Raw genomic sequence first — 21,538 nt, forward strand, 5'->3', positions numbered from 1 at the left:
TTACCGTTACTGAGATAATAAAGTATAGAACTACATCAGTTAAAGAATGTCAAAAGTTATCATTATCGTCAATGCTCAAGTAGAAGGAGGTAAAATTAGTCCTAATGCCCCTGTGGCGGAGAGGATGGCTAGAGCTTTAGCGAGAGGAGTTACAAAGTCTAATCCCCATTCAGAAATTGAGATTGTTAGTGGTGCCGATTTGTGGTCAAAATCTCTACAGTTATTATCCCCTTCATCCAACTTAGTATATTGTCCTTTGACGATTAAATTACCCGATTGGTTTGTTTTTCCCGCTCAGAAGATTTATTTTGCTTGTCGTGAATTAGAAAAAAGACGACAATGGGTAGAAAAGAATTTTGGTTATCACACCAGTCAAGATAATCAATATTTAGGGGATTTATGGTTGCCTATCATTTTTACTCATGAACAGTTGATTTATGGTTCAGTCATTAGTGAAGGAATGATTCCCAATGACTATCAACAACCTTGTCATTTATCCCCAGATATTTTCCGAAAACTTTGTCATTTGGCTGAAAATTTATTAGATTCTATTGAGGCTATTCCTTCTGTTTACTTATTGCAATTCCGTTTATTAGAGCAACAGATAATTTTTGACCGTCTTTGGCCTTTCCCTGCCACACCTGCGATCGCATCTATTGGTACACAAGAACCAGATTTGTTTACCTGTCATTGGTATTGTCTGTCTCATCAACCTTTGTCTGAAATAATTTATCCTTCAATGGTGATGAAACAAAAGTAAGGGGTTGGAAAAGAGGTTTCAGGTTGTAGGTGTGAGGGAATACGAGAGAACGATCGAGTGCTTGTTCCGCAAGCGGTAAGGGGTTCAGGGTAAGTTAGGGGCGAGTGACCATTCGCCCGTACAGAAGTTAGAAGTTATTAATTATCAATTATTTACCTTTGCCCTCCCCCCTCGAGAGGGGAGATAAAGGGGGGGTTGCTTTTTGCCCTTTTCACGAGGTTAGTAATAAATTTTACTAATTATTGATTATCAGAATCATTCACATCTTCCTGCTTATTTTCTTTTGTTTCTAATTCCTCGCTTATGTTTTCTTGCTCATTTTGCTCCTCTGTTAAATCTGCGGTAGGTTCAATTTCTTGCGGTAAAATATCCTTATCTTGTTCCACCTTCATGTTTTCTGGCTTAGATTCATTCACCGAAGGTTCAGCTATATCTGTCACATCTTCAACTAACTCTTCCTCTATGACTTCTGGAGTTAACTCTTCTTCCAAAATCTCCGATTTTTCTTCTTTCACTTCCTCTACTTCTTCGGATAATTCTTCTTCAATAATTTCTTCCTTCTCTTGAGTCTTCACCTCTTGCAACCCTTGATAATCTTTTAGGGCAATTGCTTTTACTTTATCTAAACTAATTTTATCTGTAACTAATTTAGCCAAGGTATCCTGAAGGGAAGGATCATAATTTATTGCCCTTACTGTACTATTAAAGGCATTCTGAATCACATTACCATTTTCGTCAATATACTCCAACTTAACCCAGTTTTGACCTTTATTAAAACCCGTCAGATAAATAGGTTGCCACGTATCCAATAAAAAAGATTCTCCGTTTATAGTGACTCTGATGCGCCAGTCAGCAATATCATCCGCAGGATTTTCTTGGGCAACGACATGAAGGGGAGCATTAGTTAAATAAAAGTCTAACATAATCGGCTCTGCTCCATAAGTGCCTTGAGGTCTGCTATAGGTGAGTAAAGGCTCATCTTGAGAAGGATTATTGTCCTCAGTGGCAGTAAAAACATGAAACGTTGTTTGAGCATAGGCTGTGGGATTTTTAAAACTTTCATGCCATGGACGAGAAGCAAAAACCCTAATAGTATGAGTACCGGGGGCTAAACCTTCTAATATAATAGGCTCACTGGCACTATAAATAGCTTGATAAGGTTTATCATCTAGGAAAAAATGTAAATGAGGTCCCATTCCTAATTCTTCATCCTTAAATATATCTAACCCTTTAACCTGTAAACTAACAGAGACATCTTGAGAATTAACGATTTCATCTATTTGAGGGGAAAGAATCTTTACCTCTGGTTTAGTCTGACTAAAGTTTTTATTTAATTCTTGAATTAATTTAGGGGGGGCAACTTCACTGATATTTTCCACCCTTGGAATCGGAGACTTTGATTCACTGTTGAAGGCTTGAACACTTTCGATCGTATCACTACAACCTAGTAATGTCCAACAGAAAAAAATCACAGTTAACCAAGATAAAATTTTGATTCGACTCATCATAATCTTTGATTGTAAAAATTGATTAATAACTAATCGGGAAACCTAATCTCCCCCAATTACCAGAAAAAATTGTTCAAGACCCAATAAATTAGCTAAACTAGAATTATCTTCTTTACAAAACTTAAAATTTGGGGCTGTAGCTCAGATGGATAGAGCAAGCGCCTCCTAAGCGCTGTTAGCAACGGTTCAAGTCCGTTCAGTCCCGCTTTTGATTTGGATTGAATCAGATTCTGCACCTACTCGACACATCTTTGATTAGTTAGGGCAAGGTAAGAGAATTTAGTTTTCACCATAATGTGACACTCTCACGCTGATGCTACGCATACAGGCGTGGACTTCCAAATATCGCTACTTGGATTTTCTGCTTCTTCGGGAGGAACTAGGCAAAGATTGCTCTTTGCCCCCGTATCCTTTATCCTCCACAGACTGCAACACCGTCTGCCCAACGGCTACTAATTTGATTTTACCCGCTTTACTCATTAGATCTTTATACAAAATGAAAGTTAAAATCCATTTCTATAAAAAATAGTCAATTCTCTCAACCTTTGCCTTTTGTTTGAGAAAGCTAGAAGTTTATTAAGTATTGTCCCATTGATGCAAAATGTCCGCTAAACACTACAAGTATTTAGATTGTAATTCCTCGTCATACTCATCCGCTAGAGATGCCACTAGGGTAATAGCACGGGATATTTCACTAGCAGAAAGGTCATCAACTGTTCTCTGAGTGGAAAGCACTATTTGATTATTAAAAATACCAAAATTTGTTTCAAAAGTTCCATCCCAATTCATTTCTAATAATAAACGCATTAATTCGGCTTCATTTTTTGCCGGTAAAGGTAAAACAACAGACCAAACTTTGAATAAATCTTCCTCTGTTTCTCCTGTCAATTGTACAAATACTTCTACTGTGCCATATTGAAATTTCCAGATATATCCCTCATCAGTTTTTTGCACCATGGCACTATCGTTTTCTTCTAAACTGTAAATAACAGTTTCAATTTCGTCTTTATGACTGATTTTAGAGGGGGTAAAATCTTCTAAATCGCTGAATTCCTGATTGATTTCAAGTTCTGGAGTAGTCATAGTTAATTACGTATATTCAATTAAGATTTATTGTATAGTAGTTTCCTGTTTTATACTCGCGCAATGATTAGACTTCTTGTAGAAGTTAGGGAAAAGGGAAGAGGGAACAGTGGTGAAATTCATTTCAAACTGCACTAATTTTATCTTAATTTTCATTTGGTAAGAGGTCTATTAATTATCAATTATTTACCATTTCCCATTCCCTGACACCAGTTTTTCATCACCTTCTACTAAATTTCACGATCTTCTTGGCAGTTCAAAAGTAACCTCCTCAATTTGTCCCAATTTACCTAATTCTTTTGCTTTTTGCTCGTTTAAACTAATCATTACCCCTCCTGCATTACCTGTGCGAATGGTTAATTTTTCTTTGGCTATCCATTCTTTCTCTGTTCCTTGATCTAAAATTCCTTCATAAACTGGTTTACCATCGACAATTATTTTTACCCAAGCATCTTGTTTAACGGTGAGTTTTAAACTTAATTCTTCTGGCTCGGATTTAACTGACTCTTCTTTTTTTTCTACGGCAGGAATGGCTTGAGGTTGTTGATTTTGTTTGCTGGTATCTGTTTCTACTATTTCTGTTTGAGGTAGTTTAGTTTCTTGAAATTCCCTAAACTCCAAAATATTACTCAAACTTCTAATAGAAAATAGGATTAAAAATAAGTAAATTAAATACAGATATTTCGGAGATAATTGGATATTAAATTTGAAGTTAGATGATTTTTTGAGATACTGTTTTTGTGCTTTTTTATTATTTTCTAAGGGAAAACAATTACTTAATTCTTCTCCATTTATCTTTAAGTAGTTAGCATATTTGTTGATAATTTGTTTGATAAAAATAGGTTCAGGCAAATGGGTAAAATCTGCATTTTCGATCGCTTTTACAGTAGTTATAGGAATATGAACTTGATTACTGACGAGTTCTTCAGTATAATTGAGTTCCAGTCTTTTTTGTTTTAGTGTTTGACCAATTTCTTCTAATATAGTTTTTCTGACAGCGTCATAATCTACGGTTTCAGAGGATGATTTAGAAGCAAAAAATCGAAGGAATAACATAATTGTTACTAGAGAGATAAAACAGTATAAAAAATTAAATTAATTAGGATAATTAGACGGATTAAATCAGTAAAATAATACAAATTACTGATAATGTAATTCTTTGAGATAATTAACTTCTTTTGTGGTTAGATAGCGATATTCTCCTGTTGAAAGAGACGAAACATTTAAAAATGCGATCGCACTTCTGTGTAAACTAATTACAGGATACCCAAAAAGTTCGGCAATTTTTCTTATTTGTCTATTTCTTCCTTCTCTGAGGGTGATTTGCATTTGAGTTTTCTGCTCATCTTGGTAATTAATATTAATCTCTGCTGGGAGAGTTTTTTTCCCTTCCCACATAAATCCTTCTGCCCATTTCTTGATAAATCTATGGGGGATTTTTCCTCTGAGTGTCACTGAATAGGTTTTGGGATGATTATACCGAGGATGAGTTAAATGAACAGTTAATGCACCATCATTAGTTAATATTAACGCCCCACTGGAATTGCGATCGAGTCTTCCCACAGGATGAATACCGCAACCTATTCTTAATTCTGCTGGTAACAAATCCATAACTGTTTTTCTTTGACGGGGATCATCGCAAGTACATATATATCCTTTTGGTTTGTTAAGTAATAAATAAATTAAAGATGGTTTTCGTTGTGAGGTTAACAACTTTCCATCTACCTCTATTTTATCCCTTTGAGCCGAAGCGAGATCACCTAATTTAACGGTTATACCGTTAACTTTTACCCGCCCTTCTAAAATCATTTTTTCCCCTTCTCGACGAGAGGCAATACCCCATTCCCTTAAAATTTTTTGTACTCTTTCCATAATTGGCTTATTTCAGACTCAAAAGTCCCTATCTCTTGTTTATAGTTGGCCATTCTTTATCAACAATTAGTTTACTGTGATTGATTCACTATGCTAGTTTCAATTATCAATTAATCAATGATAAAATTCAAAGCTCAAACCAAAAATTTAATTACTATATCCTAAAAACTGATGGTAAAACATAAATCAGAGATTATTTCTCACATCCTTACTCCTGCTATTAAACTATGGGTGCGATCGCAATTGCAAGAAATCGAAACATTAAACATAGAAATTCATGCAGGAGATAGACAAATTTTAAGAGGAAAAATAGAGCAAGTTTTTCTATCAGCAGAAAAAGCCAACTATCAGGGAATTTGTATTAATCATGCCCAAGTAAAAACCGAAGAAATAGCAGTTAATTTAGGAGGCATATTAAGAGGAAAACCATTAAAGTTATTACATCCTATTTTTGCAGAAGGAGAAATTAACTTAAAGAAAAAAGATATTCAAAAATCATTAGCTTCAAAACTACTAAGCCAAGGATTAATTGATTTATTAGCTTTACTATTAGATTATAAAGGAATAAAAAATCCAGAATCAATTTTAGAAAAATATAGCTTTTATTGGCAAAATGTTACTTTATATACAGAAAAAGTAATTATAGAAGGACAGATAAAAAATCAAAAAGAAGAATTATCAAACATAAATATTACCACTGGTTTAACCTTGAAAAATGACCATACTTTACTTTTTAATCCCATTGAAATTAACAGCATTTTATTCCCAGAAATGGTAATTATTAAAGAATTTGAAGTTGATTTGGGAAATGATGTTGCTATTACTGATTTAATTCTTAATGAAGAAGAATTATCCTGCCAAGGAAAAATAAAAATTGTTAGCGATTAACCATTATTTTTCGTTTATATGCAGATTTAGAATAAATAAAATTCATTTACTGCAAATTTTCAAAAAAATGTGACTAAACATACAAAATAAAGAAAAAATAAAGTTTTAAATTTATGTACATCAAACTTAAGAAATGTTTAAATTACTTAGAAATTTATAGTTCATGTCCAAACTATCCCGACGTAAATTTATCTTCACCACAGGGGCAACAGCCCTAACTACTGCAATTTTACACGGTTGCGCCCAAGGAGGGGGAAATCAAACCACCACCGAAAATACCACTCCTGAAAACGCCCCCGTTATTTCTCCTGAAGATGCTCCCGAAGTAACTGGAGCAAAACTAGGCTTTATCGCCCTCACCGATGCCGCCCCCTTAATTATCGCAAAAGAAAAGGGTTTCTATGCAAAATACGGTATGCCTGATGTAGAAGTAATTAAACAGGCTTCTTGGGGAACAACCCGTGATAACTTAGTTTTAGGTTCGGCTAGTGGCGGTATAGATGGAGCCCATATTTTAACCCCCATGCCTTACTTAATCAGTATGGGAACTGTCACCGATGGCAAACCCACCCCAATGTATATTTTGGCACGGTTAAACGTCAATGGTCAAGGTATCATGTTGGGAAATAACTATAAAGATCTTAAAGTTGGTTTAGATACATCCCCCCTCAAAGAGGCATTTACCAAAGTAACTGATCCAAAAGTAGCGATGACATTCCCGGGTGGAACTCATGACTGCTGGATTCGTTACTGGTTAGCGGCAGGAGGATTAGAACCGGGGAAAGATGTTTCCACTATTGTTGTACCACCGGCTCAAATGGTAGCAAACGTCAAAGTTAATGCGATGGAATCATTCTGTGTGGGTGAACCTTGGCCTTTACAAACTGTCAATCAGGGAGTAGGTTATCAAGCAATTACCACAGGGCAACTTTGGAAAGACCATCCTGAAAAAGCCTTTGGTATGCGTAAAGATTGGGTTGACGCTAATCCTAAAGCCGCTAAAGCCCTGTTGATGGCAGTCTTAGAAGCCCAACAGTGGTGTGATAAGCCTGAAAATAAAGAGGAAATGTGTCAGATTGTCTCCAAACGGGAATGGTTTAAAGTACCTTTTGAGGATATTATTGATCGCTCCAAGGGTATATATAACTATGGTAATGGAGATCCAACCTTTGAGGATACGGAATTAATGCAAAAATACTGGACTGATAACGCTTCTTATCCTTACAAGAGTCATGATTTATGGTTTTTAACAGAAAATATCCGTTGGGGTTATATTCCTGCTGACACCGACACCAAGAAAATTGTCGATGAAGTCAATAGGGAAGACTTATGGAGAGAGGCGGCAACAGCTTTAGGTGTGCCTGAATCAGAAATACCTACTAGCCCATCTCGTGGGGTTGAAACCTTCTTTGACGGTATCACATTTGATCCTGAAAATCCTCAAGCCTATTTAGATAGTCTCAAAATCAAAACTATTAAGGCTTAACATAAACTTCACATCAATAATTCTCGGTTAAGGTAGGCAAGAGGCGAGAGGCAAGGGGCAATAATTACAAGTATTATTTATTTTCTATCAACCAATAAACAATATAAGCAAAATGCGTCTAACTTACTTCTCTTTGCCACAACAATTCAGCTAAAAAATGATCACCTTATATTTTATTTTTTATTCAAATCATTCCTTTTTTAACTATGGCTAATTCTAGTATTAATTTAAGACTCCGTAAAAAAAATCCCCTCAGCTTTTTGTATTCTAAAAAAGTAATTCGTCCTGCGGTTGCTATCATCGTATTTTTAGTAATTTGGCAAATTGTCTGTACAGGTCAAAATTCAAATTTACCTAGTCCTGTTCAGGTTTTTGAAGATACTTATCCGTTAATTATTGACCCATTTTTTGATAATGGGGGTACAGATAAAGGATTAGCAATTCAAATTTTTGCCAGTTTAACAAGAGTTGCGATTGGATTCTCTTTAGCCACAATAGTTGGGATTGGTTTAGGTATTTTAATTGGGGCAAATAAAATTATTTATGATGCGGTAGATCCCATTTTCCAAGTATTAAGAACTATTCCTCCTCTTGCTTGGCTACCCATTGCTTTAGCGGCATTTCAAGAAGCAGAACCCTCGGCAATTTTTGTTATTTTCATTACTGCTATCTGGCCTATTATTATTAACACAACAGTAGGAGTGCAAAAAATTCCCCAAGATTATACCAACGTTTCTAGGGTATTAAAATTATCCAAAACTGAATACTTTTTTAACATCTTATTTCCTGCTTCAGTTCCCTATATTTTTACTGGTTTAAGAATAGGTATCGGCTTATCTTGGTTAGCAATTGTTGCCGCAGAAATGTTAATTGGTGGTGTGGGTATTGGCTTCTTTATCTGGGATGCTTATAACAGTTCTTTAATGAGTGAAATTATTATTGCTTTAATCTATGTGGGTATAGTCGGTTTATTACTAGATAGATTCGTTGGTTTTATTGCCAGTATTGTCGTTCCGGGTGAACAAAAATAGATGATAAGAGTTCGGAGAGTTCGCTGCACTCGTTCCGCAAAGCGGTACAGGGTTAGGGGTTAGGAGTTATTTAATTGCTAATTATTAATTGTTTATTGAAAAAGATGTCGAATTTTATTGAAGTTGATCACGTTGATAAAATATTCCCTCTGGCTAATGGTGGTGAGTATATTGCTTTAAGAAATATTGACTTTTCCATTCAAAAAGGGGAATTTATCTCCCTTGTGGGACATTCTGGTTGTGGTAAATCAACCCTGTTAAATATGATTGCAGGTTTACTCAATCCTACTCATGGAGGGGTTATTCTCGAAGGAAGAGAAGTTACTGAACCGGGTCCAGAACGGATGGTGGTATTTCAGAATTACTCTTTACTACCTTGGTTGACGGTCAGAGAAAACATAGCCCTTGCGGTTAATCGAGTTTTACGTCATTATCCTGAAGGAGAAAGAAAGGCAATTATTGAAGAAAATATTGCCCTTGTCGGATTGAGACACGCCGCTAATAAGCGTCCTAATCAACTTTCTGGGGGGATGAAACAAAGAGTTGCGATCGCACGAGCTTTGGCAACAAAACCGAAAGTATTACTGTTAGATGAACCTTTTGGGGCGCTAGATGCCTTAACTAGAGGGAATTTACAAGAAAGTTTAATGCAGATTGTTCAGGAAAATCATGTAACCTGTGTCATGGTAACCCATGATGTGGATGAGGCTTTACTATTGAGCGATCGCATCGTCATGTTAACCACAGGGCCAGAGGCTCATATTGGGCAGATTCTCGAAGTACCAATCCCCCGCCCAAGACAACGATTAGAGGTGGTAAATCATCCCAGTTATTACAGTCTCCGTAATGAAATTGTTTACTTCCTCAATCAACAGAAGCGATCGAACAAAAACAAAGTTACTGCTAGTCCTCAAGTAATTGCCCGTAACGGTTTAGAAAAAATTAATCTCAATATCGGTTTTATTCCCTTAACCGACTGTGCGCCTTTAGTTATTGCCAAAGAGAAAGGTATTTTTGCTGAATATGGCTTAGAAGAAGTAAACCTCATTAGGGAGGATTCATGGCAACATATCGCCAGAGGAGTAGCCGAAAAACGCCTTGACGCAGCACAAATGGTGGCGGGGATGCCCCTTAGTATGACTGTTGGAGCAGGAGGTAAACCATCTATTCCCATCATTACTTCTCTTGTTTTAAGTCGTAATGGTAACGCTATTACTCTAGGAAAAAAATTTCAAGAAATGGGAGTTACCGATGTTCATGGGTTAAGAGAAATTATCCATCAAACTCCAGATACAGTACACACGTTTGGGATGGTACACCCCGCTTCCATGCATAACCTGATGTTACGTTATTGGTTAGCGTCAGGGGGAATCGATCCTGATAATGATGTCAATTTAACAGTGATTCCTCCTCCACAAATGATAGCAAACCTAAAAGCTGGTAATATTGACGGCTATTGCGTCGGCGAACCTTGGAACTCTGAGGCAGTTTTACAAGACGTTGGCTATGTCATTGCCACTGATTTAGACATCTGGGCTAGTCATCCAGAAAAAGTATTAGGAGTGAGAGAAGATTGGGCTCAAGCATATCCACAAACTCACTTGGCTTTAATAAAAGCATTGATGGAGGCTTGTGCCTACTGTGATGATCGTCGTAATCGAGAAGAAATTGTGGAAATATTAGCTCGTCCCGAATATGTGGGAGTTGAGCAAAAATATATTCGCCCCGGTTTTGTTGATCCTTACAATTACGGCACAAAAACTGAACCTCTATTGAGATTCAATCAATTTCATGTCGATCGCGCCAACTGTCCGGGAAGAGTAGAAGCCCTATGGATTTTAACTCAATTAGCTCGATGGGGTTATACTCCTTTCCCCCGCAACTGGGTAGAAATAATTGATCGAGTTCGTCGCCCTGATTTATTTGGGGAAGCCTGTCGTCAATTAGGCATTCCAGACCTAGAGAGCGATCGCACCTCCTTCCAACTCTTTGACAAGATGGTATTCAATCCAGATGACCCCATCGGTTATTTAGAAAGATTCACCATCCGCCGTAATTTTGAAGTATCGGAAATCGAAATTAACGCAGGAGTCAGGAGTTAAGGTGATGAGGTGAGAGGGGGAAGTAGGGGCGAATGGCCATTCACCCGTACAGGTATTCGGAGTTTTTAATTCTTAATTCTCAACTATTCACTATTTACCTTTGCCCCTTGCCCCTTGCCCTTTACCCTTTTAATCATTCCCAATTAACATTTATTCACTACTAAAACGCCATGCAAAGTTTAATGAATACCGAGGAAAAAACTACAACTTTAGCCAAAACAGAATTTTTAACCATTGAAGATATTTCCAAAGTGTATCCCACTCCCAACGGAAATTACACTGTCTTGGAAGGAGTCAACCTAACCGTTAAGGAAGGAGAATTTATCTGTGTTATCGGACATTCAGGGTGTGGTAAATCAACTATGCTTAACATGGTTTCAGGTTTCAATCAGCCCACCACTGGTAAAGTAACTCTTAAAAATAAAGTCATTGCTGAACCAGGACCCGATCGCATGATGGTATTTCAGAACTACTGTCTGCTTCCTTGGAAAACAGTTTATGAAAATGTTTATTTAGCAGTTAATGCGGTTTATCCTGACAAAAATAAACAGGAAAAAGACACTATTGTTAAAGAGCATTTAGCGATGGTTGGTTTAACTGAAGCCGCTCAGAAAAAACCCTATCAAATCTCTGGGGGTATGAAACAAAGGGTTGCCATTGCCCGTGCCTTGGCAATTCGTCCTGAAGTTTTGATTTTAGATGAACCTTTTGGGGCGTTAGATGCCATTACCAAGGAAGAGTTACAAGAGGAATTATTACAAATTTGTGCTGAACATAATTTAACGGTAATGATGATTACCCATGATATTGATGAAGCTCTCTTTCTGTGCGATCGCCTCGTGATGATGACCAATGGTCCTAGTGCAAAAATTGGTGAAATTCTTGATATTCCCTTTTCTCGTCCCCGTAATCGTTCCCAAATCACGGAAGATCCTAGATATTATGAATTACGGAATTATGCTTTAGATTTCTTATTCCATCGTTATGCCCATTCAGAAGACCCAACGGAGGATACCATTGAACCCGAACCCACAAATAATAAACTAAAAATGGCGGGTATTGTTGGCGGTATTGTTATAGCTGCGATTGCAGGTTTTGCTCTTTTCCAAAGTTTTACAGGAAGCAATACAGAAGCCCCTAATCGTACTGAACAGTTAAGCAATTGAAATCACTTTATCCATCAACCTACCTGAGTTCAAATTGTAATAAAGTCTCGATTTTATCAACCAATTCTCGAAGTCGTAAGGGTTTACTCATATAGTTATTCGCTCCTGCGTCTAAGCAACTTTGTTCATCTCCTTCCATTGTTAAGGCGGTGGCGGCGATAATGGGTATATCCTTAATATCTTCATCTTGACGAATAAGTGCGATCGCTTCTAAACCTTCCATTTCAGGCATTTGAATATCCATGATGATTAAGTCTGGATGTTGAGTTTTAGTTATTTGTAACGCTTGTAAACCATTTTTAGCAATTAGTAATTTATAGCCTTTGGCTTCTAAATAATCAGAAATAGTGGCAATATTACTTTCATCATCATCCACGAACAAAATCACGGAAGGTGTTATCATCTTATCTTTGATGGGGGATTTTTCTTGCTCTTTGATGGAAGATTGAGGGATATTACAATAATTGGAAGGAAGATTAAAATAAAAACAACTACCTTTGCCTAACTCGCTTGACACTCCTACACTTCCCCCATGAAGCTCGACAATTTGTTTCACTAGCGATAAACCTAAGCCCGTACCTGTATATTTGCGATTTAAAGCACTATCTATCTGAATAAAAGGCTTGAATAACTTTTCTATATTTTCTGGGGCAATACCAATACCTGTATCAATCACCGCAAAACGAATAAAGGTTTTCATGATAATATTCTCTTCCCCCATTATTAATAATTCCTGACTCTCTTCTTCTTCAAATACACTGATTTCTAATGTGACTTTCCCCGCCTGTGGAGTAAATTTAACCGCATTATTAAGTAGATTAATCAGAGCTTGGCGAATGCGTCTTTGATCTAATGGTAGGTAAGGAAGATTATCAGCAAACCTAAGTTCTAACTGAATACCTTTTTTCTGGGCTTGTTGTTGCACAAACACTAAAGCGGATTGACTCAAACTTTTAATATCGGTGGGCACATATTCTATGGTGATTTGTCCTGCTTCTATTTTGGCAACATCTAAAATATCGTTAATTAATGATAATAAATGATTACTACTGCTTTCAATCGTCTTAAGAGATTTGATTTGTCTGTTATTGAGTTCTCCAAAAACTTGTTCTGTGAGAATTTCTGCATTACCTAAAATAGCATTAAGAGGGGTTCTTAACTCATGGCTCATATTGGCTAGAAATTCATCTTTAAGACGGGTTGCTCTGATTAATTCCTCATTACTTAGGGCTAATTTTTCCTCTGTTTTACGGCGATCGCGATCGAGCCTATAACCTTCAATGAGGTTACTACAAGTCACTAAAAATGGTTGTAAATAGTCAACAATAGATTGATCATAACCACCAAGACGATTAGCAATGCCAACCACACCAAGTAATCTGTTTTTGTTAAAGAAAGGTAATCCTAAAAAGGCATTTAAAGGAGGATGCCCCTTAGGAGTGCCACCACTGCGAGGATCTGTTTTAGGGCTATTGGCAATCACTGGTTTACCCGTCATGATTACTGCTCCAAAAAGGGTATTCATATTGTCAAACTCCATACCCCGTTTATAATTTTCATCATAAAATTTCTGGGTTTCTTCATTCCAAGCAATATTCGTAATACTATGGGTTTTAATATAAGGTACTCCTTTTATTTTTAAAAAAGTTTCCTTCATTTCCGCACTACCATCATCTCTAAATAAGACTTCTCCGATAAAGCCATATTCACTGTCCGTTAATTCCAATAAATTAGCCAATAGGTCTTCAAAAATAGTCAGACGGTTTTCAGCAGTGATAAATTGAGATTGAGCATTACTAATACATTGCAGGAGATGATTACTGTTTTCTAAGGCATTAATGAGGGTTTGTTTTTCCGCTTCGGTTTTCAGTTTTTCGGTTATATCTTTGGCCGCACAATAGAATAAATTACCATCAGAAGCACTACGCCACTCAATCCAACGATAGCTACCATCAGCACAACGATAACGATTAATAAAGTAGGGTAATTCTACATTGTATTTGAGATGTTCGATCGCATCTAGGGTTTTCTGTATATCATCTGGATGAACATAGTCAAGAAATCTGGAGCTTTCTAGGTCTTCTATTTTATAGCCGAGAATATTCTCCCACTGGGGATTAAGACGGAGAAAATAACCATCAACATTGGCAATACATAGTAAATCTAGGGCTAGGGAGAAAAAGCGATCGAGTTCTTGGGTTTTTTCTTGTAAAGCATCCAAAGCTCTTTTTTGTTGGGTAATATCTTCGATAATTCCTTCGATGGCGATCGCTTCTTGTTGATCATTTTTAACCACATGATGACAAACACGAATGATTTTCTCTTCTCCTGATTTATGGGTAAAAGACATATCAAATTCATCTAATACTATATCTTCGGCATTAAGAATTAACGATGTGGATACCAAGGCTCTTTCTAGTCCGTTTTCATGCCAGTTAACCACTTCTACCCAAGATTTATTGATTACCTCCTCTTTTGTCAGTCCAAAAATTGATTCTATGCCACCGCCAACGTAAGTAATAACATTTTCTAAAGTATGACTAAAAATAACAAAGTTATTACCTATTTCTTCTACTAAACGTTGAAAGTTATTTTTACTCTTAAGCAATTCCTGCTCCATGAGGATGCGATCGGTTATATCTGTATTTGTGCCAATCATCGAAACTATTTCCCCATTCTCCAAGTTCATAACCAAGCATTTCCATAAATTTAGGAGAATAATAGGTTTCGTTAGTGACTAAATTAACATCCCAGACTCCATGACTAGCACCATCAAGGGCAAATTGCCAACGAGCTTCACTTGTTCTTAAGGCAAATTCGATCGCTTTTTGTTCACTAATATCTTTACAAATAGTTAAAACCCCAAACAATATCGCCATTGGGATGTAAAAAACGGCACTCCAGCTCACAAGGTTGATGATAATTAACTAAATTTTCCCATGCCTGAAACACTTTTTCCCAATCTTCTGGATGAATAATTTTTTGCCAACTAATACCATTGGCGGATTCTGGAGTTAAACCTGTGATTCGACAATACCGCTCGTTGACATAAATACAATTTCCCCGTAAATCATTGCGAAATATCCCCACTGGTAAAATTTCCATGAGGTTTCGATACTGGCTTTTTTGTCGCTGTAATAATTTTTCTGCAACTATACGTTCATAGATTTCTTTTTGTAATTTTTGATTAATTTCACTTTGATAAATTGCGATGGCAACTTGATAACTAATTTCCTTTAATAGCTCTACATCTTCTAATTATTGCCACTCTCGATAAGTTTCACATTGATGACCGATAAGTAAGCCCCACAGTTCTCCTGATACTTCTAGGGGTACAATCAAATTAGCTTTAACTTGATATTGTTCTAATAATTTAATGTGACAGGGGGTGTAACCTTGTTCATAAACGTTATTGGCAACAACGGGGTCTTTTCCTTGATATAAGTTACAAACTTGATCTTGAAAACAGCTATCTTCTACGTAATTACCTAAAGCACTGGTAAATTTTTTATCTACTGATTCAGCAATAATTTGTCCTCCCCAATGACCTTCAAATTTATAAATTAAGATGCGATCGCACGGTGCCACTTTCTGATTGCATCCTCGATACTCACATCAGGGGAAACAGTACAAAAACAAGAAATAATTAGAGACTGTAGTTCCAAAAACTGATAAGTCATAGAAAATGAAGAATAATAATAAATAGATTGTTCAAGAAAGAACAAAAAAATTGACACAGACAACAATTAAAGAAATTCTTTGGCTAATAAAGGTCAGCTAAAATTTCTCATTTTAAAGAACCAAAAAACTTAATTAAAGTTAATATTTACATTGAATAATTTTTTAAATATCTATTTATAGACTATCAGAAATAATTAGATTAGACACAATAATTAAAACTCTTAGAAAAAATTTATGTAATAATATAGAAAATCTCTGAAAATAGAATTATCAATTAATTCGTATTAATTTTATTAACAAAAATAAATTAAAGATTAATGGTTAAAATTTTAGTCATCGAAGATGAAAAGGAAATTAGAGAGAATATCCTGCAAATATTAAGATTGAATAATTATGAAGCCACAGGAGTAGAAAACGGAAAACTAGGTTGGGAAGTAGCCAGAGAAAATCCTCCTGATTTAGTTATCTGCGATATTATGATGCCAGAGATGGACGGCTATGAATTTATAGAAAAACTGAGAATAGATGAGAAAACTTTAATGACTCCCTGCATCTTTGTCACAGCTAAAGTTGATAAAAAAGATATTCGTATGGGCATGAGAATGGGGGCTGATGACTATTTAACCAAGCCTTTTACCCCTGATGAATTACTAGAAGCAGTGGACGTGAGATTACAAAGAAAAAAAGAGTTAGAACAAGAATTTGAAGCAAAACTAGAGAAAAATCGCAAATTAGTTCAAGATATTCTCGAAAAAATTAAGGAAAAAGACAAAAAAATTAAAAATAATGAAAATATGCTGGAGCTAAAAGACGAAATTATTAGTAAGCTCATTGTGAATATGAGCAATCCAATTAATAACATGAATATGGCTATTAAGATGCTAGCAGAAGCAGATTCTGAAGAAAAACGTCAATCTTATATAAGAGTATTACAAGAAGAATGCTCAAAAGAAATAGGCTTATTAAACGAAATTAAAGAATTACAGAAAATTCTTACCCCTGAAAATGTATCTGTTTTATTACAATTTAATTTACTAAAATAATTGAATTCATCTTAGTTCAATATAAAGAATATCCAATTTAGATAGATTTAAGGGGTGATGGAGGGATGGGGAAATGAGTTCAGGGAGTTAGTTCGCTTTGCTCGTACAGTCGTCGTGAACGGAGTTCAGAGTTAAGGATTTTTTATTTTTAATTCTTAATTATCAACTATTCACTATTCACCTTTGCCCTTTGTTTACCACCACCCCAAAATTTCATATCGAGCGGAGGTAACTCTAGGATACAATAGACCTATTCCAAAGGGAGTTACTCAATTGATGTATTGTTATTGTTTATGATTTTAGCGGGAAAGAAAAAGATTAAAGAAAAAGAGCAGTCAGCGTTTTGGCGAAATTTTCATCGTTATTGGGATTTACTTTCCGTCTTAGTACCACAAAATCTTAATACTCGTTATCGTGGTTCTTATTTGGGTGTGTATTGGTCATTGTTAAATCCTATTATTATGACAGGATTATATACTACTATTTTCGGTTCGACTTTTGCTTCTTATTATAATGACTCCTTAATTAGTTATATCTTAGCGGCTTTTACAGGTTTATTAGTTATCAACTTTTATAATTCTTCCACTACACAGGCACTCAGTAGTATTGTTGTTAATGGAGATTTACTCAATAAAATTAAATTACCTATTCCCGTTTTTCCTCTCTCAATGATTGCGGCGAATATTTTTCAATTTATGATTAGTTCCTTTCCTTTACTAGCCATTGTAACTCTTGTTAATAGCAAAAATCCTCTCTATATATTCTTATTATTAATTCCCTTCTTTTCTTTAGTTTTGGTGTGTACAGGAGTAGGTTTATTTGTTAGTGCTTTATTTGTTTTCTTTCGAGATTTAGGCTACTTTTATGAAATTACTACTTTCGTTATGTGGATTACCAGTCCCGTTTTTTATCCTGCGGAAATCGTACCACCCAGAATTCAACCTATCCTTGGTTTAAACCCTTTAGTGTCAATCATTGAAAGTTTAAGAGATATTAGCCTTATGGGAAATATACCCAGTGCTATGTTATTGTTTAAGGGAATTTTAGCAGGAGTTATTATTTTAACTTTAGGAATTTTGTTTTTCCGAAAATTTGAATCTGCTTTTATGGATTTGTTATAAAACTAATTGATTTTATTGATATTTTAATTATTCGATATTACTTAAATAAATTAATATTTTATTAAATAAAAAATGACTCAAGAAGTTATTAGATTAGATCAAGTTTCTTTGTGGCGTAGAACCCAAGAGGAATTTTCTTATGATTTGAAAAGAACTATTTTTTCTTTTTTGCAAGGGAAACATATCAAACCAGCTAAAAAACAGGTTTTGCAAGATGTTGACTTTTCCGTTAGTGCTGGGGAAAAAGTCGGGATAATTGGCTCTAATGGTGCGGGGAAATCCACTCTCTTAAAGGTAATTTGTGGTATTTTACCTCCCACAGAAGGTAGTGTTCGAGTTAGGGGAAGAATTGCTCCTTTAATTGAGTTAGGAGCTGGTTTTAACATGGAAATGTCGGTGCAAGACAATATCATTCTTTATGGAGTTTTGCTAGGTTATCGCAAAGAAGATATGAAGGTGCGTATTCGGGAAATTTTGGAGTTTGCGGAGTTAGAAGACTATGCAGAGATACCTGTTAAAGCCTTATCTTCTGGTATGAAAGCTCGTTTAGGTTTTTCTGTGGCGACGGATGTTGAACCTGATATTCTCATTTTAGATGAGGTTTTGTCTGTGGGGGATGCTCGTTTTACTCAAAAGTCAAGGCAAAGAATTCAAGATTTGTGGGAAAAAAGTAGTACTATTTTGTTTGTTTCTCATAGTTTAGACTATGTTCAAGATTTGTGCGATCGCAGTATTTGGTTAAATAAAGGACAAGTTGCCTTTGCAGGGGATACGGAAGAAGCTATTAAGCGTTACTTAGATTATGTTGGTATTAAAGAGTATATCGCTCCCCCAATTAATTAATTTCGGTTTGGTGTTAAGAATAGGGTTAGGAACTAAGTGTCAGGTTTCAGGTTTGATTTTTTGAATGTTGGTTCTTTACTCAAACGATTAAAAAGAGAAAATCGATTTATTAGTTTTTTTTCTCGAAATCTGTTAATTTTAACTCCGAACTCCGAACCCTGAACTCCGAACTCAAATGATTGTCCCTTGCCCTTTTTACCTTAACCGACCAGTTAAAGTATAGTTTGATTAAGTGGTGACTAAATCGGGAAAAACTTGTTGTACCGCAGGATGTACTAAACGATGGTATTGTATATTTAACCCTTGCGCTAAACTAGGATCTTGTTTTAAAGCTCCAATTCCTTGATTTGCTAATTTAACAATATAGGGTAAAGTATTATTGTTTAGGGCTTGAGTTGCCGTGCGAGGTACTGCACCGGGTAAATTGGGAATACCTAAATGAATTATTCCTTCTTCTTCATAACTAGGTTGACTATGGGATGTTGTGCGTAAAGTTTCAATACAACCACCTTGATCCACTGCGACATCAAGAATAACCGAGCCGGGGGACATTTGTTTAACTAAATCCCGTGAAACAAGAATAGGTGCTTTTCTACCTGTAATTAATACAGCGCCAATTAATAAATCAGCATGAGGCACAACTTGGGCTATGTGTTGGGAATTGCTGTAAAGTAGTTCAACTCTTGAACCAAATAGAGTTTCTAAGTAAGAAAGACGATCAATATTTACATCTAAAATAGTTACTTTTGCGCCCATTCCTACCGCTATTTTCGCCGCTTCTGTACCAACGATACCTCCTCCTAGAATAACAACATTACCTTGAGTAACCCCCGGCATTCCCCCTAACAGAATTCCTTTACCGCCCTGCTGTTTTTCTAAATATCTCGCACCAATTTGTACCGAGAGTCGCCCAGCGATGATACTCATGGGTGTTAACAAAGGTAGTCTGCCATCAGCTAATTGTACTGTTTCATATGCGATCGCAGTTACGCCACTTTTAAGTAAAAATTCTGTTAAGATGCGATCGGCGGCTAAGTGAAGATATGTGAATAATATTTGTCCCTGATTAATATATTGATATTCTTCTGCTAGAGGTTCTTTGACTTTAATGATTAATTCTTGATTCCATGCAGTGCTTTGATCAACGATATTTGCCCCTATATTTTCATAATCTTGATTAGTAAAACCAGAACCAAGACCTGCATTATCTTCGATGAATACTTGATGATTCTGTTCAATCAGAACTTTTGCACTAGCAGGAGTTAAACCTACTCGAAACTCTCGATCTTTTATTTCTTTAGGGACACCGATTTTCATCTTAACCTCTTAAGTCATTATCCTTGATAAATTATAAGGTAATTGGGCTTTGATGAAAAAATGTTTGAATGATCAAAGATGCTAGGATGTTGACTTTAAGGGATATTCCTAATTTTCAGGCTTATCGACAGATACTAAATTCTTTCACTTCAAGGATTTGCCCCACCATTGCAATGGTCATAACATCGCTTCTAATGTTACCTTTTATTTCTACCTTTAATCCTTCCTGACGCAGATTTTCTGAAGGCTTATACAACTCATAGGTTTCTCCTGTGTCGCTAACTAAAACCCATGTGCCAGATGCGATCGCACGATATTGAATTTCACCTTTAACCGTAATCATAAAAAACCTCTCATAACAACAACAGTAGCCCGAAAGTTGACCCGTCCTTTTTTTGCTTTCTATCCTTGGTGATAATATTCAGAGAGATAACAACTATACGTTCTAGTTTATCATCTTACTCCCTTAAAGCCACATTTTAGAAAACTCAAGACTCTGGTACTGGCTACTGCTATTGATTTTATGGACAACGTAACTTACCGTAAACAGCTTAATTAACCTCCTTATTTTTAGACTATATTTTCTACCTTAAATTAACACTATACAGAGTTGCACTAAGTAGTCAATTATTTAACTTTGACCATCGATTAGTTCCCTTGCTCTCATTACTAACAGGTCAGAAAATCTCGAACAGAATACAAGCTGTTTCGGATTGCAAAAGACAAAGATTTAACCTTGTTTTCAGCCTTTTTACCTCAATTTATTCAAAGTTTACAACGAGCTGTTTTGTCTTTCGAGTAGAAATCTTTATCTGATTTCTATATGAATAATATAACAATATTTTCTAGGTTAATGAGTGATTAAGTTACAAAACTTTACCTTTTTAAATCAGAAAAATAAAATCACCTGAGTGAGAAGTTTAGGTAATTAACCTCAGTTCGGTTTAAGAATATCCGATAAGTTTAGGTGTCAGGTTTCAGGTTGCAGGTGTTAGGATGATGAGGCGAAGGGGAGAGATAGGGAAACTAATTTTTAATTTCCGTTGCCCCTTGCCCTTTTGTCTTTTCCTAATTGCTAATTGCTAAATATTTACAGCGCTTCGGATAAAGATTGCCAACGGAAGAAGCGATCGCCTCCTAACTCCAATACTACTTTAATTTTTGGTTCTTGCTTCGTTAAATCAACTAGATACTGTTTTTCTTGATTAGAAAGTACAAAACCCTCAATAATCCATAAAACTAAACCTTTAGCCTTAGCAGGTAAATTTTCTAACTGATAACCCGCAATAGGTGGTACAAAATAAGTAGGTCCTACTGCTCCCTCTTGTCCGATATTTTTCTTTCCTAAATGAGGAGGGCGCACCCCGTGAACATTCATCAAATAAGCACTTAAATCTCCTAAACCTCTAGCAGAAAGATTAAAAGTTTGATAACCATAGCTTCTTAATCTTCTCTGATAACGTCCTTCAAAACCGCCCTCTAAAGGAGCATAAACCGCAACAGAACCAGCTTTTTCTAAATCTTTAATAAATGCTTTTCCAGTGGTCAATAATGGCATAATTTTTACTTATTTTGAATATGAAAAGATTTAATTTAGTCCAACAGACATTTAAGTCTTTGATCATAAAGTTATATTA

Annotated in this window: 22 protein-coding genes and 1 tRNA gene; 10 read left to right on the plus strand and 13 right to left on the minus strand. The window is 35.8% G+C overall.

What is annotated here, in order from left to right:
* The first annotated feature begins 46 nt into the window (after positions 1-46).
* Positions 47-760 carry a hypothetical protein gene (locus CYAN10605_RS06785; RefSeq protein ID WP_015219200.1) on the plus strand — a complete coding sequence of 238 codons (714 nt, stop codon included), beginning with the start codon at positions 47-49 and terminating at the stop codon, positions 758-760.
* A 239-nt stretch (positions 761-999) separates the two neighbouring features.
* Here the strand turns inward: CYAN10605_RS06785 and CYAN10605_RS06790 are convergent, their stop codons facing one another.
* Positions 1,000-2,268 carry a DUF6130 family protein gene (locus CYAN10605_RS06790; protein ID WP_015219201.1) on the minus strand — a complete coding sequence of 423 codons (1,269 nt, stop codon included), beginning with the start codon at positions 2,266-2,268 and terminating at the stop codon, positions 1,000-1,002.
* Between the two features lie 130 nt (positions 2,269-2,398).
* Between CYAN10605_RS06790 and CYAN10605_RS06795 the strand changes: the two genes are divergently transcribed.
* Positions 2,399-2,473 (plus strand) — tRNA-Arg (locus CYAN10605_RS06795).
* 143 nt (positions 2,474-2,616) lie between these two features.
* Here the strand turns inward: CYAN10605_RS06795 and CYAN10605_RS19290 are convergent.
* From CYAN10605_RS19290 to CYAN10605_RS06810, 4 genes are all read right to left on the minus strand, one after another.
* On the minus strand, positions 2,617-2,748 hold the full coding sequence (locus CYAN10605_RS19290; protein WP_277422494.1) for a hypothetical protein: 132 nt from the start codon (positions 2,746-2,748) through the stop codon (positions 2,617-2,619).
* 135 nt (positions 2,749-2,883) lie between these two features.
* Positions 2,884-3,351: a YbjN domain-containing protein gene (locus CYAN10605_RS06800; RefSeq protein WP_015219202.1), complete on the minus strand. Its 468-nt coding sequence runs from the start codon at positions 3,349-3,351 to the stop codon at positions 2,884-2,886.
* A gap of 237 nt (positions 3,352-3,588) precedes the next feature.
* Positions 3,589-4,407 carry a helix-turn-helix domain-containing protein gene (locus tag CYAN10605_RS06805; RefSeq protein WP_015219203.1) on the minus strand — a complete coding sequence of 273 codons (819 nt, stop codon included), beginning with the start codon at positions 4,405-4,407 and terminating at the stop codon, positions 3,589-3,591.
* 84 nt (positions 4,408-4,491) lie between these two features.
* Positions 4,492-5,226 (minus strand): pseudouridine synthase, encoded by a 735-nt coding sequence (locus CYAN10605_RS06810; RefSeq protein WP_041922442.1) that lies wholly within the window; start codon positions 5,224-5,226, stop codon positions 4,492-4,494.
* A gap of 168 nt (positions 5,227-5,394) precedes the next feature.
* Between CYAN10605_RS06810 and CYAN10605_RS06815 the strand changes: the two genes are divergently transcribed.
* The 5 genes from CYAN10605_RS06815 (at position 5,395) to CYAN10605_RS06835 (ending at position 11,896) form a co-directional block, all read left to right on the plus strand.
* Positions 5,395-6,111: an LmeA family phospholipid-binding protein gene (locus CYAN10605_RS06815; protein ID WP_015219205.1), complete on the plus strand. Its 717-nt coding sequence runs from the start codon at positions 5,395-5,397 to the stop codon at positions 6,109-6,111.
* 163 nt (positions 6,112-6,274) lie between these two features.
* Positions 6,275-7,597 (plus strand): CmpA/NrtA family ABC transporter substrate-binding protein, encoded by a 1,323-nt coding sequence (locus tag CYAN10605_RS06820; protein ID WP_015219206.1) that lies wholly within the window; start codon positions 6,275-6,277, stop codon positions 7,595-7,597.
* 206 nt (positions 7,598-7,803) lie between these two features.
* Entirely contained in the window at positions 7,804-8,628 is an 825-nt protein-coding gene (gene ntrB, locus CYAN10605_RS06825) for a nitrate ABC transporter permease (protein ID WP_015219207.1), read from the plus strand.
* 104 nt (positions 8,629-8,732) lie between these two features.
* Positions 8,733-10,730, plus strand: a complete 1,998-nt coding sequence (locus CYAN10605_RS06830) for a nitrate ABC transporter ATP-binding protein (RefSeq protein ID WP_015219208.1) — start codon at positions 8,733-8,735, stop codon at positions 10,728-10,730.
* A 170-nt stretch (positions 10,731-10,900) separates the two neighbouring features.
* The gene (locus CYAN10605_RS06835; protein WP_015219209.1) at positions 10,901-11,896 is read left to right on the plus strand and encodes a nitrate ABC transporter ATP-binding protein; all 996 of its coding nucleotides are present in this window, start codon (positions 10,901-10,903) and stop codon (positions 11,894-11,896) included.
* 19 nt (positions 11,897-11,915) lie between these two features.
* Here the strand turns inward: CYAN10605_RS06835 and CYAN10605_RS06840 are convergent, their stop codons facing one another.
* The 5 genes from CYAN10605_RS06840 to CYAN10605_RS18800 are packed head-to-tail and all read right to left on the minus strand — an operon-like array spanning position 11,916 to position 15,633.
* On the minus strand, positions 11,916-14,585 hold the full coding sequence (locus CYAN10605_RS06840) for an ATP-binding protein (RefSeq protein WP_083887247.1): 2,670 nt from the start codon (positions 14,583-14,585) through the stop codon (positions 11,916-11,918).
* Entirely contained in the window at positions 14,497-14,775 is a 279-nt protein-coding gene (locus tag CYAN10605_RS18535) for a PAS domain-containing protein (protein ID WP_015219211.1), read from the minus strand. Before CYAN10605_RS18535 ends, CYAN10605_RS06840 begins: the two co-directional genes overlap by 89 nt.
* Positions 14,741-15,127 carry a PAS domain-containing protein gene (locus CYAN10605_RS06850; RefSeq protein WP_306302779.1) on the minus strand — a complete coding sequence of 129 codons (387 nt, stop codon included), beginning with the start codon at positions 15,125-15,127 and terminating at the stop codon, positions 14,741-14,743. The genes CYAN10605_RS18535 and CYAN10605_RS06850 overlap by 35 nt, the downstream gene beginning before the upstream one ends.
* Positions 15,128-15,154: 27 nt before the next feature.
* Positions 15,155-15,484 (minus strand): GAF domain-containing protein, encoded by a 330-nt coding sequence (locus CYAN10605_RS06855; RefSeq protein ID WP_041922444.1) that lies wholly within the window; start codon positions 15,482-15,484, stop codon positions 15,155-15,157.
* Complete coding sequence (locus CYAN10605_RS18800; RefSeq protein WP_190275013.1) at positions 15,460-15,633, minus strand: hypothetical protein; 174 nt, start codon at positions 15,631-15,633, stop codon at positions 15,460-15,462. The genes CYAN10605_RS06855 and CYAN10605_RS18800 overlap by 25 nt, the downstream gene beginning before the upstream one ends.
* 261 nt (positions 15,634-15,894) lie before the next feature.
* Here CYAN10605_RS18800 and CYAN10605_RS06860 point away from each other — a divergent pair, with 261 nt between their 5' ends.
* The 3 genes from CYAN10605_RS06860 to CYAN10605_RS06870 all read left to right on the plus strand — a co-directional run bounded on the left by CYAN10605_RS06860 (position 15,895) and on the right by CYAN10605_RS06870 (position 18,584).
* On the plus strand, positions 15,895-16,620 hold the full coding sequence (locus tag CYAN10605_RS06860; RefSeq protein WP_015219212.1) for a response regulator transcription factor: 726 nt from the start codon (positions 15,895-15,897) through the stop codon (positions 16,618-16,620).
* A gap of 293 nt (positions 16,621-16,913) precedes the next feature.
* Positions 16,914-17,741, plus strand: a complete 828-nt coding sequence (locus CYAN10605_RS06865) for an ABC transporter permease (protein WP_015219213.1) — start codon at positions 16,914-16,916, stop codon at positions 17,739-17,741.
* 72 nt (positions 17,742-17,813) lie between these two features.
* Positions 17,814-18,584, plus strand: coding sequence for an ABC transporter ATP-binding protein (locus CYAN10605_RS06870; protein WP_015219214.1), 771 nt, complete (start codon positions 17,814-17,816; stop codon positions 18,582-18,584).
* A gap of 228 nt (positions 18,585-18,812) precedes the next feature.
* Here CYAN10605_RS06870 and ald read toward each other — a convergent pair whose 3' ends face one another.
* The 3 genes from ald to CYAN10605_RS06885 all read right to left on the minus strand — a co-directional run bounded on the left by ald (position 18,813) and on the right by CYAN10605_RS06885 (position 21,459).
* Positions 18,813-19,901: an alanine dehydrogenase gene (ald, locus tag CYAN10605_RS06875; RefSeq protein WP_015219215.1), complete on the minus strand. Its 1,089-nt coding sequence runs from the start codon at positions 19,899-19,901 to the stop codon at positions 18,813-18,815.
* A 121-nt stretch (positions 19,902-20,022) separates the two neighbouring features.
* Entirely contained in the window at positions 20,023-20,244 is a 222-nt protein-coding gene (locus CYAN10605_RS06880; protein WP_015219216.1) for a hypothetical protein, read from the minus strand.
* 747 nt (positions 20,245-20,991) lie between these two features.
* Complete coding sequence (locus CYAN10605_RS06885) at positions 20,992-21,459, minus strand: NAD(P)H-quinone oxidoreductase subunit N (protein WP_015219217.1); 468 nt, start codon at positions 21,457-21,459, stop codon at positions 20,992-20,994.
* Positions 21,460-21,538 lie beyond the last annotated feature (79 nt).

The sequence above is a fragment of the Cyanobacterium aponinum PCC 10605 genome (assembly GCF_000317675.1).
GTDB lineage: Bacteria > Cyanobacteriota > Cyanobacteriia > Cyanobacteriales > Cyanobacteriaceae > PCC-10605.